This is a genomic window from bacterium, assembly GCA_019637795.1.
Taxonomy (GTDB): domain Bacteria; phylum Desulfobacterota; class Binatia; order HRBIN30; family CADEER01; genus JAHBUY01.
Window position 1 is genome coordinate 172,430 of sequence record JAHBUY010000005.1, and the last position, 14,014, is coordinate 186,443.

The 14,014-nt window shown below is 72.1% G+C and carries 12 protein-coding genes; 5 read left to right on the forward strand and 7 right to left on the reverse strand.

Annotation, left to right across the window (positions count from 1 at the left end; translation table 11 throughout):
• Positions 1 to 2 precede the first annotated feature (2 nt).
• From KF840_17765 to KF840_17775, 3 genes are all read right to left on the reverse strand, one after another.
• A complete protein-coding gene (locus KF840_17765; GenBank protein MBX3026757.1) occupies positions 3 to 1,163 on the reverse strand; it encodes a sigma-70 family RNA polymerase sigma factor in 1,161 nt (386 codons plus the stop codon).
• Entirely contained in the window at positions 1,163 to 1,402 is a 240-nt protein-coding gene (locus KF840_17770) for a hypothetical protein (GenBank protein ID MBX3026758.1), read from the reverse strand. Before KF840_17770 ends, KF840_17765 begins: the two co-directional genes overlap by 1 nt.
• 335 nt (positions 1,403 to 1,737) lie before the next feature.
• Positions 1,738 to 2,994: a DUF4010 domain-containing protein gene (locus KF840_17775; GenBank protein MBX3026759.1), complete on the reverse strand. Its 1,257-nt coding sequence runs from the start codon at positions 2,992 to 2,994 to the stop codon at positions 1,738 to 1,740.
• A 77-nt stretch (positions 2,995 to 3,071) separates the two neighbouring features.
• Here KF840_17775 and KF840_17780 point away from each other — a divergent pair, with 77 nt between their 5' ends.
• Positions 3,072 to 5,207, forward strand: a complete 2,136-nt coding sequence (locus KF840_17780) for a hypothetical protein (protein ID MBX3026760.1) — start codon at positions 3,072 to 3,074, stop codon at positions 5,205 to 5,207.
• Positions 5,208 to 5,228: 21 nt separating this feature from the next.
• Here the strand turns inward: KF840_17780 and KF840_17785 are convergent, their stop codons facing one another.
• Complete coding sequence (locus KF840_17785) at positions 5,229 to 5,573, reverse strand: response regulator (protein ID MBX3026761.1); 345 nt, start codon at positions 5,571 to 5,573, stop codon at positions 5,229 to 5,231.
• A 9-nt stretch (positions 5,574 to 5,582) separates the two neighbouring features.
• The gene (locus KF840_17790; GenBank protein ID MBX3026762.1) at positions 5,583 to 6,716 is read right to left on the reverse strand and encodes a PAS domain S-box protein; all 1,134 of its coding nucleotides are present in this window, start codon (positions 6,714 to 6,716) and stop codon (positions 5,583 to 5,585) included.
• Between the two features lie 190 nt (positions 6,717 to 6,906).
• Between KF840_17790 and KF840_17795 the strand changes: the two genes are divergently transcribed.
• The gene (locus tag KF840_17795; GenBank protein ID MBX3026763.1) at positions 6,907 to 7,875 is read left to right on the forward strand and encodes a hypothetical protein; all 969 of its coding nucleotides are present in this window, start codon (positions 6,907 to 6,909) and stop codon (positions 7,873 to 7,875) included.
• An 86-nt stretch (positions 7,876 to 7,961) separates the two neighbouring features.
• On the opposite strand, the gene KF840_17800 is transcribed toward KF840_17795, so the two are convergent.
• On the reverse strand, positions 7,962 to 9,098 hold the full coding sequence (locus KF840_17800) for an ABC transporter ATP-binding protein (GenBank protein MBX3026764.1): 1,137 nt from the start codon (positions 9,096 to 9,098) through the stop codon (positions 7,962 to 7,964).
• A gap of 2 nt (positions 9,099 to 9,100) precedes the next feature.
• Positions 9,101 to 10,399 carry a hypothetical protein gene (locus tag KF840_17805; protein ID MBX3026765.1) on the reverse strand — a complete coding sequence of 433 codons (1,299 nt, stop codon included), beginning with the start codon at positions 10,397 to 10,399 and terminating at the stop codon, positions 9,101 to 9,103.
• 466 nt (positions 10,400 to 10,865) lie between these two features.
• On the opposite strand from KF840_17805, the gene KF840_17810 reads away from it, so the two are divergent.
• The 3 genes from KF840_17810 (at position 10,866) to KF840_17820 (ending at position 14,011) form a co-directional block, all read left to right on the forward strand.
• Positions 10,866 to 12,176: an FAD-dependent oxidoreductase gene (locus tag KF840_17810; GenBank protein MBX3026766.1), complete on the forward strand. Its 1,311-nt coding sequence runs from the start codon at positions 10,866 to 10,868 to the stop codon at positions 12,174 to 12,176.
• 68 nt (positions 12,177 to 12,244) lie between these two features.
• Entirely contained in the window at positions 12,245 to 12,646 is a 402-nt protein-coding gene (locus KF840_17815) for a hypothetical protein (protein ID MBX3026767.1), read from the forward strand.
• 90 nt (positions 12,647 to 12,736) lie between these two features.
• Positions 12,737 to 14,011 carry a TolC family protein gene (locus KF840_17820; protein MBX3026768.1) on the forward strand — a complete coding sequence of 425 codons (1,275 nt, stop codon included), beginning with the start codon at positions 12,737 to 12,739 and terminating at the stop codon, positions 14,009 to 14,011.
• Positions 14,012 to 14,014: the final 3 nt, after the last annotated feature.

A 14,014-nucleotide genomic window follows, 5' to 3' on the forward strand; every position in this document is an offset into this window, starting at 1 on the left:
GGTCAGCCGAGATAGTCGCCGAGCCCCTCCGCGATGCACGCCTTGCGCAGGCGCGCCAGGGCGCGCGTCTCGAGCTGGCGCACGCGCTCGCGGCTGACCCCGAGCTCGCTGCTCAGCGCCTCCAGGGTATGCGGGTCCTCGCGGCCGAGGCCGAAGCGGCGGCGGACGATGAGCTGCTCGCGCGGCGGCAACCCCTCGACCAGCGCGCCGAGGCGCTGGCCGAGCACCGTCTGCGCCACCTGCGATTCGGGATCGGCGATGGCGGCGGGCAGCACCGAGGCCAGCGGCCGGTCGTCGTCCGTCTGGGCTTCGGTGGAGACGTAGTGGAACGCCTGCGTCATGGTGGCGAAGCGCTCGCTGGCGATGCCCTCGGCGTCCGCCAGCACGCTGTCGTCGCCGTCGGTGTGGGTGCGGCCGACGCGGCGCCGCAACTGGTTCCAGTGCACCGGCGTGCGGATCAGATCGCCCTGCATGTCGGCGGTGCGGCCGAGCTGCTGCCAGATCCACCACGAGGCGTAGGTGCTGAACTTCACCCCGCGCGCCGGCTGGTACTTCTCCACCGCCCGCATCAGGCCGAAGGTCCCCTCCTGGAAGAGATCGAGGAACGTCAGCGTGGGATGGTGGTAGCGGCGGGCCAGCGTCGCCACCAGGCGGACGTTGGCGCGCACCATCTGATCGCGCAACTCGCGGTAGGCGGTCAGCGCGGCGCGCAGCTCGCGAATGAAGGCGCGCATCTGCGGCCGGGTCATGCCGCCGCTGCTGCCCGGATGGCGGCTTCCCACCGCCCGCTCGGCATAGCGCAGGATGGCCACGGCCTCGCGCTCGCGGAAATCCTGCTCCGGACGGACGACGCCGCGGCCGGCATTGCCGAGCGCCAGGCGACTCAGCCGCCGGGCGCCGCGCAGCACGCTGCGGATGCGCGCCCGCGCCTTGGTGATCTGCCGCGCCAGCACCTCCTCCTCGCCGCGGCTCAGCAACCCTTCGCGACCGAGGGCCACCGCGAACAGGCGCTCGGCGTCCGGCCGCCCGGACAGCTCGACGTCCGTCTCCTCGCTCTCGGCCACTTCCATCGTCGCCGCCACCGGATCGGCGGCCTCCTCGAGCGCGGTCTCCAACTCGTCGTCGGATACCGCCTCGCGCCTCGCGCCGCGCTCAGCCGACATCATCTCAGCTCCGCAAGTGGCGGCCGTGCCGTCTCGTCGCGCAGATAGCCGCGACAGGCGCCGCCCGGTTCGAAGAAACACCCCTGCGCGTTCAGGTAGCCGCGCTCGCGTCCGTCGGCGCCGATCACCCGCCCGCCGCGCACCAGCCGCCCCCAGCGCACGCCACGCTCGTCGAAGAGTTCCCCCGTGTCGTCCAGGTATCCGAGATAGGCGCCGCGGAAGTCGAAGAAGTAGTACATGGCATCTTCCTTCCTGCGCCCCGTGGGGCGCCGCCCTGTCGCCAGTCCTCGTCCCATGTGCGGCTACATGAGAGCGAGCGGCGTGCCAGCCGTGAATCGGCGCTCAGCGCCGATCCACGGCCAACGATCTCCCATGCCTGGGAAATCCCGATGCCCGTATCGTCAGGACTGGTAGGACCGGTGCGATCTGCTACAACGCGCCGCCTTTCGATCGGGCCGTGATCCGCCCCCGCTGCCCCGCCAGGCGCGCGGTGGCCACGCCGGGGCGTCGAGCGGCCGCGCCGGGCGCGGCTCTCCAGGCGGGACAGCGGCCCCGTGGGGCCGAGAGAAGCGGATCAGAGGAGGAGCAGGCTGGCCGCGATGGCGGCGCCCATGACGCCGAGACCGGCGCCCATGACGAGACGGAAGCGGCCCCGGCCGACGACCAGCGCCAGCGTCAGCTTGAGCAGGGTATTGGAGAGAATGGCCACGGCCAGCGCCTGGGCGGCGGCGCGGGCATCGGCGCCGTCGGCGATCATGCGCGCCATCGACACGGTGACCGCATCGACGTCGGTGAGGCCCAGAAGAGCGCCCGACACCAGCAGACCGGTAGCCCCGAAGGCCTGACGGGCGATGCCAACCACCATCAGCACCGCCTGGAACAGCAGCGCCATCTGCAGCGCGCCGCGAAGCTGCAGCGGATTCTCTGGCGCCGGCGCGCTCTCCGGCGCCGCCGACGGCCGCAGCGCCAGCAGCGTGGCCAGCAGGCCGCAGGCGGCCGGCGCGGCGAGCCAGGGCAGCAGCGCCCAGGCCAGCGACGGCGCGAGGATCGCCGCGGCCAGGGCGGTGCGCGCGAACAGCACCGTCGACGCGGCCAGGGCGCCGCTGGCCAGGGGCAACCCGAGGGTCGGCTGATCGCGACTGGCGCGGGCGTGCGCCAGCGTCACCTGGGTCGAGGAGACGATGCCGCCGAGCAGGCCGGTCAGCACGGTGCCGCGGCCCGCGCCGATGGCGCGACGGGCGATGTAGCCGGCGAAGCTCAGCCCGGAGAAGAGGAGAACCAGCATCCACAGCAGGCGCGGGCGCACGCCGCCGAGCGGCCCGTAGGGGCCTTGCGGCAGGAGCGGCAGGATCACGACCGCCATCACCGCGAAGCGGGCGCCGGCCCGGATCTCGGCGTCGTTCAGCCTCCGCACCCAGGCGTGCAGGCGGCTCTTCTCAACCAGCATCAGCACCGTGACGGCCACCACGCCGCTCGCCAGGGCCAGCTCGCCCAAGCCGCTGAGGAAGCCGGCGGCGATGACCACCAGCGCCGCCACCTCGCTGGTGCCGTCGACGTCGTGTCGGCTGGAGACCCGGTAGGCGACGACGATCAGGGCCGCGGCGCCCGCCATCAGCACCGCCGCGGGGAGCTGCGCGCCCTGGGCGAAGAGCCACCCCGCCAGCCCGGCGCCGCCGCCGAGCAGGGTGAACGTGCGCACGCCGGCGAAATGAGCCTGCGCGTGTCCCGACCACTGGCGCTCGATGCCCACGGCCAGGCCGCCGATCGCCGCCGCCGCCAGGCGCGCCGCCGCGTCGAGCATCGCGCCGCCGTCGGGCATGGCCAGGGTCATGAGAAGGGTGTGAGACGTCGCGGGTGTCATGGCGCAAGATCCGCCGCTACTGTTTCGTCTCTAGCAGGTGAGCGATGATGCCACGTAGACCGATCCGCCTCTCCCTGTCTCTGCCCCTGTCCCTGATCGCCGGGCTCACCATGGCGGCGCTGCCGCGCGGCGCCGCCGCCGCGGGGCGCTACACCCTGGTCGGTTGGAACAACCTGGGCATGCACTGCATGGACCCCGACTACCAGGTGTTCGCCCTGCTGCCGCCGTACAACACCATCGCGGCGCAGCTCGTCGACCCCAACGGGCATCTGGTCGGCGCCGCGAACGGCATCACCGTCACCTATCAGGCGGTGGCCGACCCGGACGGCTCGATCAACGCCACGTCGGCGGGCAAGACCAACTTCTGGACGTACGTGCAGGCGTTGTTCGGGGTCGCGCCCGCCCCCGACGTCGGCCTCGCCGGCAACGCCATGCCGGGCGCCGCCAACGTCCCCCAGCCGATGAGCTTCGATGCCGCGAAGAGCTGGTTCCTCGCCGAGGGCATCCCGATCACGCCGCACGACGACAACGGCGCCATCAACACCTATCCCCTGATGCGCCTGGTGGCCCGCGACGCCGGCGGCGGCGAGCTGGCGCGCACCGACATCGTGCTGCCGGTCTCCGAGGAGCTGAACTGCCGCGCCTGCCACGCCTCCGGATCCAGTCCGGCCGCCCGACCGTCCGGCGGCTGGGTGCGCGATCCCGACCCGGAACGCGACAGCCGCCTCAACGTGCTCCTCCTGCACGACGACCTCGAGGGCGGCACCGCGGCCTTCACCGACGCGCTGGCCAGCGCCGGCTACGATCCGGCCGGCCTGTACGCGACGGCGACCGGCGGCACCCCGATCCTCTGCGCCCGCTGCCATCTCTCGGAAGCCCTGCCGGGCAGCGGCCTGCCGGGGATCGAGCCGCTGACGCAGGCGATCCACAAGCGGATGGCGGGAGTCGTCGACCCGCTCACCGGCCTGCGCCTCGACGACGAGAACAACCGTGGGGCGTGCTATCGCTGCCACCCCGGGTCCGTCACCCGCTGCCTGCGCGGCGCCATGGGCAGCGCGGTGGCGGCCGACGGCAGCCTCGCCATGCAGTGCCAGAGCTGCCACGGCAGCATGCGCGACGTCGCCAGCGCCGACCGCACCGGCTGGCTCGACGAGCCGGCGTGCCAGAGCTGCCACACCGGCACCGCGGTCAACAACGCCGGCGCCCTGCGCTACACGAGCGTCTTCGAGGCCAACGGCGCGGTGCGCCAGGCGGTCGATCCGACCTTCGCGACGCAGCCGGACACGCCGCTCGCCGGCCACTCGCTGTACCGCTATTCCACCGGCCACGGCGGCCTGCAGTGCGAAGCCTGCCACGGCTCGACCCACGCCGAGTACCCGAGCGCCGGGCGCAACGACAACCTGCAGAGCATCGCGCTGCAGGGCCACGCCGGCGCGCTCGCCGAGTGCACCGCCTGCCACGCGCAGACGCCGCGCACCGTGAACGGCGGCCCGCACGGCCTGCACCCGCTCGGCCAGGCGTGGGTGGAGAGCCATCCCGACGCCGCCGAGGGCCGCCTCGACCAGTGCCGCGCCTGCCACGGCGCCGATCTCCGCGGCACGCCGCTGTCGCGCGTCAGGGGCGACCGGATGCTGAGCACCGACTTCGGCAGCAAGCACTTCTGGCCCGGCTTCCAGGTCGGCTGCTGGAACTGCCACAACGGACCCGGCAGCGAGAGCCGCAACCCCAACACGCCGCCGGTGGCCAGTGACGGCACCGCGACCACCAGGGCGGGCGCGGCGGTGTCGATCCCGCTGGTCGCCAGCGACGCCAACGGCACCCCCGTGACGCTGCGCATCGTCTCGCAGCCGCAGCACGGCACCGTCGGGCTCGACGGCGCCACCGCCCGCTATTTCCCGGAGGCGGGATTCGCCGGATCCGACGCCTTCACCTTCACCGCCTCGGACGGCGACACCGACGGCAACCTGGCCACCGTGTCGGTCGACGTCGCGGCGCCGCGCTGCGTCGGTGACTGCGACGGCAACGGCGCCGTCACCGTCGACGAGCTGGTGCGCGGCGTCACCATCGCGCTCGCCGGCAGCGGCCTCGACGCCTGCGCCGCGATGGACCGCTCGGGCGACGGCACGGTCACCGTCGACGAGCTGGTCGCCGCCGTCGAAGCGGCCCTGGCGGGATGCGGATGAGAAGCGGGAGGCGCGCCGCGCTCACTGCGGCGGCAGGAGCCGCGCCAGCTCCTCGTAGTCGACCGGCTTGCGGCGCAGTTGCAGGTAGCCGCGACGCTCGACCTCGGCATCGAGGTGCGCGCTCCAGTAGGCGGTCACCATCACCACCGGCACGTCGGGATGGGTGTCGTGGAAACGGTCGGCGAAGTCGAGGCCGTTCTCGCCATCCATCTGATAGTCGAGGATCAGCATCGTCAGCCGCTCCAGACTCTCCAGCGGCGGCACCTGCGATGGACGCCCGAACTGTTGAACGGCGATTCCGTCGTCGGCGAGATTGTCCGCCAGGGCCTTGCGGAAGTCCTCGTCGTCGTCCAGCAACAGCACCATTGGTTCTACCTACTCACGGCTCGTTGGACCCCCCAACGGCAGCTCGATGCGAAACACCGTGCCGCGCGGTTTGCGCGGCTGGTGAGCGATCGAGCCACCGTGGGCTCCGACGAGTTGTTTAGCAACCGCGAGGCCAATTCCAGTCCCCTCCGACTTGGTTGTCTCGAAGAGCCGGAAGACGTCGAGTCCTTCGCGAACCCCGGGACCATCGTCCTCGACCACGAGCGAGATTTTCGCGGCCGTTGGAAGCTCGGCGCGCACCACGATGCTGCCGGGTCCCTGCTGGATCGCCTCGATCGCGTTCTTGACCAGGTTGTCGAGGACGCGGCGCAACATGATCTCATCGCCGCGCAGTTCCGGCAGCGCCTGGCGGCCGTCGAGCCGGATGGTGATGTCGCGCTCCTGCGCCAGCGGCTGCCACATGTCGACGCAGGAGCGGAGCAGGCGCTCGACGGCGATCGGCCGCAGGCTCGGTCGCTGCTCGCGGGCGAACTCCATGAACTCGCGCACCAGCGTCTCGAGCCGGCCGAGCGTCTGCAGGATCTGCTCGGCGGGGTCGCGCACCTTCGACACCGGCGCGAAGTCGCCGCGCTTGGCACGCCGCAGCAGCAGTTGCGCCTGCATCGAGAGCGCGGCCAGCGGGTTGCCGAGGTCGTGCACGATCTTGGCGGTGATGGCGCCGATATCGGCCAGGCGTTCGCGCTCGCGCACCACCCGCTGCAGCTCGCGCTGCTCCGAGATGTCGCGCAGGATCGCGGTGTAGAGCACCTCGTCGCCGAGCCGCGCCTCCGACACCGTCAGCTCGATGGGGAAGACCTCGCCGTTCTTGCGCCGCGCCTGGACGTGGCGGACGCGGCCGATGGCGTGCGCCACGCCGGTGCGCTGGTAGCGGCGGATGAAGGCGTCGTGATCGGCGGCGTACGGCTCCGGCATCAGCATGGCGACGTTGCGTCCCAGCACTTCGTCCTCGCGATAGCCGAACACCTGCGCGGCGCCGGGATTGAACAGGGTGATGATGCCGGCGGCGTCGATGCTGATGATCGCGTCCCGGGCGGCGCTGAACACCGCCCGCCAGCGCGCATCCGTGAGCTGCAGGTCGTGCAACGCGTCCGGGCTCGGCTCGCTCGGCCGCCGGTTCCCCATTGCCGAGGGGCTAGCCGAGCCCCGCCGTGGGCGCAATCATCGCCACGGCCGAGCGCCCTGCCGCGGAGGCGACGGAGCGCGCCCGGCGCCGCCCGCGATTTGCGGCAGCATCGACGTTGGGTGTAAGCGCGTTTCGGATTCGTGATGGGCCGACCCACATGGGGTGGGGTGGAAGGGAAAGGGGGAACGTATGGGTCGATGTCGTCATTGGACCGGCGGCGCCCGCCAGATCGGGTGGGCGGCGGTGGCCGCGCTGGTCGTCCTGCTGCCGGGCAACCTGCGGGCCCAGGACGACGCCGCGCCGGCACTCGACGAGCGCGGCTCCGATACCCTCGGCACGCCCGAGCCGAAGGAAGAGGAAGTGGCGAAGGGACCGAACCACGGGCGGCTGTCGTTCGGGCTGACCAACGACTTCACCACCGCCTACTTCTTCCGCGGCATCCTGCAGGAGCGCAACGGCTTCATCTGGCAGCCGTCGGCGCAGCTCAACTTCCACCTCTGGGAAGGCGACGCGCCGCTGCGCTCGGCCACGCTCGGCATGGGGATCTGGAACAGCTTTCAGACCGAGAAGACCGGCGCCACCGGCGGTCCCACCAACCTGTACGAGACCGACTACTACCCCAGCCTGACCCTCGGCTGGCAGGGCGGGATCGAAACCTCGGTCACCTACAACGTCTACACCAGCCCGAACGGCGCCTTCGCGACCACCCAGGAGGTGGCGGTGGGCCTGGCCTATGACGACAGCGAGCTGCTCGGCCCCTTCGCGCTCGGCCCGACGGCGACCTTCGCCTTCGAGACCGACAACACCTCGTTCGGCACCACCAAGGGCGGCTACGGCGAATTCGCCGTCGAGCCGGGGCTGGAGATCACCGTGCCGATGCTCGATCCCGAGAAGTATCCGGTCACCCTCAGCGTCCCGCTCGCCGTCGGCATCTCGCTCTACGACTACTACAACGACGGCGTCGACGACCCGATCTGGGGCTTCTTCAGCTTCGGCCTCGCCGCGACGATGCCGCTCGCCTTCATCCCCGAGGACTTCGGCGCCTGGAGCGTCGGCGCCGGGATCAGGGTGCTGGTGCTGAACGACACGCTGAAGGCGATCAACTCGAACGACAACCCGTTCCCGGTCGGCACCCTCAGCCTGGCGATGGAATACTGACCCGCTTCGCCCCTGCCCTTTCCTTGCCCTGGCCCTGCTGGCGCCGAGGAGCGGGCGAGGATGAGGGCAAGGGGGCGAGTGGCCGGCTATTCCGCTTCCACCGTCGACGGGCGCGGCGGCAGCAGGCGGGCCCCGTTCGGGTCCCACGACGCCCACATGTGGGCGCCGCGCGCCAGGCCCGCCGGGCGCTCGTCGTCGTCGATGTTGGCGATGATCTCGCCGTCGGCGGCGTCGCGCAGCACGCAGCGCAGCACCGGCCCCTGGAAGATGACCTCCCCCACCTGCACCGGGATGGCGCTCCAGCGGGTCTCGGCCGGCGTGCGGGTGAGCCTGATCCGCTCCGGCCGCAACATCACGACGCAATGGCCGCCGGGGTGGAATTCACCGTGGCCGATCGGCGCCTCGACGCGGTGATCGCCGGCCAGCCGTACCACGGCGCGCGTGCCGTTCACCTGCTCGACGACGGCCGGCAGCAGGTTGGCGGTGCCGATGAACCCGGCGACGAACACCGTCGCCGGCGAATGGTAGATCTCCTCCGGCGTGCCCACCTGCTCCACCCGTCCTTCGCTCATCACCGCGATGCGGTCGGACATGGTCAGGGCTTCTTCCTGGTCGTGGGTGACGAAGACGAAGGTGATGCCGACCTCGCGCTGGATGCGCTTGAGCTCGATCTGCATCGCCTGCCGCAGCTTGAGATCGAGGGCGCTCAGCGGCTCGTCGAGCAGCAGCGCGCTGGGGAAGTTCACCAGCGCCCGCGCCAGGGCGACGCGCTGCCGCTGCCCGCCCGAGAGCTGATCGGGGCGTCGGGTGGCGAAATCGCGCAGGCGGACGACGTCGAGCATCTGCTCGACCCGCTGCCGGGTCGTCGCCTCGGCGACGCCCTTGGTGCGCGGCCCGAAGGCGACGTTCTCGAACACGTTCATGTGCGGGAAGAGCGCGTACTGCTGGAAGACGGTGTTGACGTTGCGGCGGTAGGGCGGCACGGCGGAGACGTCGACGCCGTCGAGGCGGATGCGGCCGCGGGTGACCTCCTCGAAGCCGGCGATCATCCGTAGCATCGTCGTCTTGCCGCAGCCCGAGGGCCCGAGCATCGAGAAGAACTCGCCGCGCGGGATGTCGAAGTTGGCGTTCTCGACGGCGACGAACGAGCCGTAGCGCTTGTGCACGTTCTCCAGCGCGATGACCGGGGTGGCCGGGTCACCCGCGGGCGGGGTCGAAACCATGCTCAGCCGCGTCGCTCCTCTGTGGCGCGCCCCGGCGCCGCCGGGCTCGCGCGCTCGGGGCTTCTGGCAGATGCGCCATCGGCCTGCAAGGCATCGTCGACCTCGGCCAGCAGCGGCGGGATGGCATCCACCTCGTAGCGCTTGTCGCGCGAGCCGTAGACGTAGTGCGGGGTGCGTCCCAGCTCCTCGGCGAGCGACGCCACCTGGGCGTCGAACCAGCGCGGATCGGCGGCGAGCAGCGGCCGCAGGCGCTCGAGATAGTGCGCGGTGCCCGGCGCCTGCGGGTAGTAGCGGCGGTAGATGTCGTAGCGGAAGAGCCGCTTCAGGCGATGCAGGTTGCGCGGCCCGGTCGGCAGTGGCAGCAGCGCGACGTCGGTCTTGCCCTTCGCCTGCCGGTCCTCGAGGCGCTGCAGCACGATGTCGAGGCTGTTCTGCAGGAACTCCGGGGTGCAGAAGCAGGCGAACTCGTCGTAGAGCAGGCGCATCGTCGCCCGCGCCTCGTCGAGCGGCAGCCGCGCCTGCCGCTCGCGCCCCATGCGCCGCAGCAGCAACATGAACGGCACCGGCGTGTTGCCGGTGGCCTGGATCACCGCCGGATCGCGGAAGTCGGGTTGGCGATAGGGAAAGTGGCGCGGGTCTATGACGTCGAAGCCGCCGCGGCCGTAGAAGAGGATGCGCTGCAGCGACAGCCGATCGTCGGGCGAGAAGTACTCCATCTCCGCCGCCAGGTTCATCTGCACGCCGAAGTACCGGCCCGGCTGGTCGGGCTGCGGCAGCGCCACCAGGCCGCGATGGTGGAGCTGGAACAGGTACTCGACCGCCAGCTCGACCGGGGCGATGCGCAGCCAGTAGGTGAGCACCGTGCCGCGCGCCTCCGGCAGCATGAAGATGTGCGACAGGTAGACGGTGCACAGGTCCGGCGCCCAGCGCGGGTTGTAGATCACCGACCCGTCGCGCACGCCGCGCAGGTTGCCGTCGCGATCCTTGGCGACGAGCAGGAAATAGCGGATGAACGTGCCCGACGGCAGCGGGTCGAAGGCGTCGTCGAGCAGGAAGCGACGGATCGCGTGCTCCGGCTCCATCTCGCCCTGCGGCCCGAAGGCGTTCCACAGGATCGCGTAGCTGCGGCTGAAGTCGGGATGATCCGGATGCTCGATCGAGCACAGCTCGTAGCGCCGCGTCTCGCGCTCGATCATCTCGATGATGTCCTGCTGGTAGAGGTCCTTGAGGCAGAGGCGGACGCGGGTGCCGAGGGCCATGCTGAGGCAGGATGCCCACTCCGATGGGGTGGAGTAAAGCATGGGTTGTTCGGTTGCCATGGTGTTGCTTGCTACTCTGAGGTCGCCAATCGATGTCCGCGCTCTGACGAACCACGGAACACCCTGACAACCCAACCTTGATATGACGAAAACATTTCACCACGGAGGCACGGAGACACGGAGGAACCTGGAGAAGAGCGGGTTCGGGAGAGATCCCCAACCCCATCAGCAATGGCCATAGGGATCCCATCCACCCGCCATTCCGACGCTGCCCCCTCCGTGTCTCCGTGCCTCCGTGGTGAAGGTGTTTGAGACAAAAGACTCCTCACCACGGAGGCACGGAGACAGGGAGGGCTCGGTGCCATAGCGAAGGCGCGGGCCCTCCCTCTCACTCCATTTCCAATGAGCTTTGGGATGAACGCTGAGCGGGCTTCGAGATCAGCACTCTCCGTGTCTCCGTGCCTCCGTGGTGAAAGTCTTTTGTCGCATCGAGGCTGACAACCTTCGCATGCGTCCCGCGCCCCTCGACGACAACACCTCCGCCTGGCTGTCCGAGCTGCCGCCCTACGAGCGGCTGCCGTCCCTGCGCGGCGCGGTCACCGCCGACGTGGCGATCATCGGCGGCGGCATCACCGGGGTGTCCACGGCCTGGCACCTGAGCGAGCGCTTTCCCGACCGCCGCATCGTCCTGCTCGAAGCCCGGGCGCTGGCGAACGGCGCCAGCGGGCGCAACGGCGGCCAGGTGCTGAACGGCATCAACGGCGTCGAGCCGCGCGACGCCGCCACCGCCCAACGGGTGTTCGCCGCTACCCGCCGCGGCATCGACATCGTCGCGGCGCTGGCGGCGGCGAGCCGCCTCGACTGCGGCTTCGCCCGCACCGGATGTCTCGAGGTGCAGACGACCGCACGCTCGGCCGATGCCGCGGCGGCGCGGGTGGACGCCTGGCGCGCCTGGGGCCTGCCGTTCGAGCACCTGCCGGCGAGCGCCGTGCCGCTGCGCGGCGCCCACGGCGCGGTGCGCGACCCGACCGCGGCGCGCGTCAACTGCGCCGCCCTGCTGCGCGGCCTGCGGCCGCGGCTGCTCGAGCGCGGGGTGGCGATCCACGAGGACACGCCGGTGCTGCGCGTCAGCGAGGGCGCGACGATCACCGTGACGACCCCCGACGGCAGCGTCAGCGCCCCCGCCGCCGTCCTCGCCACCAACGCCTACACCCCGCTGCTCGGCTACTTCCGCGCCGGCATCCTGCCCCTGCACTCGCACGTCGTCGCCACCGCGCCGCTCTCGGCGCGCCGCTGGACGGCGCTCGGCTGGGGCGCGGCCGAGGGCTTCGCCGACGACCGCGACCGCATCGCCTACGGCTGCCGCACGCCGCAGGGGCGCCTGCTGTTCGGCGGCGGCGGCAACCTCGCCTACAGCTACCGCTACGGCGGCGCGCCGACGTTCCCCTCGCCCGACGCCGCCCGGCCGCGGTTCGCGGCCGTCGAGCGCCGGCTGCGCGGCTACTTTCCGGGCGTGGCCGATGCGCCGATCGCGCACCGCTGGAGCGGACCGCTGGCGATCACCTTCGACCGCGTCTGCTCGATGGGCGTCACCGGCGCGCACCGCAACCTGTACTACGCCCTCGGCTACAGCGGCCACGGCCTGGCGCTCGGCGCCCTCGCCGGCGAAGTCCTGCGCGACCTCTACAGCGGCGACGCCGCCCGCTGGCGGGATCTTCCCTTCCATCAGAAGCCCCTGCCCCGCCTGCCGCCCGAGCCCCTGCGCTGGCTGGGCTACCAGCTCTACACCCGCCTCACCGGCCGCTCGCCGCGGCGCTGAGCGCTGGTCCGCCGGCCACCCGTCGCGGCACTGGCACGCCGCGGCGCGACGGCTACATCTGTTCGCAGATGGCCGTTGACACCCACCCCGCCGGCTCGCATGATCGCCGGGTCATGCTGCGCCGCGTCGGTACCGCGCTGCTGGTCGTCGTCATCGCCCTCGGCGGCTTGATGTCGTCGGCCTGCGCCACCACGTCCTGCGCGCAGATGACGCGCGCCCGCATGCGCTGCTGTCCGGTGGACGGCATCCAGCAGGCGCGAAGCTGCTGCGATGGCCGTCTCGGCAAGGCCGCGCCGGCGCCCGCCGCGGCGCTCGAACGCGCGCCGCAGGCGCCGCTGCCACTGGCCCTGCCGGCCCGCCTGCCGGCGACGACCGCGGCGCTCCTCAGCGCGCCGCTGACCGCCGCGCCGCCGCCCGGGATCGGACCACCCGACTCCCTGCTCCGCCAGCACACCTGCCTGCTGCTGTGAACCGGCGATCCCGTCGACGGGATCGATCGCCGGCGCGGGGACCGCCCCGCGATGTCGCGCCCTGCCGGGCGCTGCACACAGGAGCAGATCATGCAGCTTGCATTGCGCGCGCTCGCCCGCTGGGGGCGTTCGCCAGCCACACTCATCCTCGCCGCGCTCGCCGTGACGCGGCCGGCGCTCGCCGAACCGCTGCGGCTCGCCGACGTCCTCGCCATCGCGCTGCGCGACAACCCGGCGATCGCCACCGCCGGTCAGCGCGCCCAGGCGCTGCGCGCCCGGCCGGCGCAGGTGTCGGCGTTCGACGATCCGACCCTGAGCTGGGAGGCCTGGGACATTCCCGAGTCGTGGCGCATCGACGCCGCCGAGAACAACATCTTCCGCCTGACCCAGAAGCTGCCCTTCCCCGGCAAGCGCCGGCTCGCCGGGGTGGCCGCGACGCACGAGGCGGACGCCGCCGGCGAGGAGGCGCGCGGCACCCGGCTCGACGTGCGCGCCGCCGTCACCCGCGCCTACGCCGACCTCTGGTTCGCCGGCGAGCGGGCCCGCATCATCGCCCGCGACCGCGCCCTGTTCGAGCGCTCGGCCCGCACCGCCGAGAGCCAGTACGCCATCGGACAGACGGCGCAGGCCGACGTGCTGCGCGCCCAGGTGGAGCTCACCCACTCGGTCATCGCGCAGCGCACCGCCGGCCTGACGATCGACGCCGCCCGCGCCGAGCTGAACGCCCTGCTCAGCCGCACCCCGGACGCGCCGCTCGGCGACCCCGAGCCGCCGCCGGTGCGGCCGATCGATACCCCGCTGGCGACGCTGATCGAACGCGCCCTCGGCACGCGCCCGGAGCTCGCCGGACAGCGGGCGATGATCGAGCGCGAGCAGTCGGGGGTGGCGCTCGCCGAGCTCGGCTACCTGCCGGACTTCGAGGTCAGCGTCGGCCGCTTCCTCAACTACGGCCGCAGCGACGGCTTCGGCGCCATGGCGTCGGTGACCCTGCCCTTCGCCCATCTCGAGAAGTACGGCGCCGCGACGAGCGAAGCGCGGGTGCGCGTCAGCGGCGCCGAGTCGGCCCTGCGCGGGCTGCAGGACGGCGTGCGCCGCGACGTCGCCCAGGCGTACGCCCAGGCCAACGCCGCCGCGCTCGAGTACGAGCTGGCGCGCAGCACGCACGTGCCGCACGCCGAGCAGGCGGTGTCGGCCACCGAGGCCGCCTACGCCAGCGGCGCGGTGAGCTTCGCCGCCCTGCTCGACGCCCTGCGCACCATGCAGGACACCCACCTCCAGCACGCCGAGGCGGCCGCCGACTGGCTGCGCGCCGTCGCCGCGCTGGAACGCGCCGTCGGCGGCGCGCTCGACGCCGCCGCGGAATGAGGC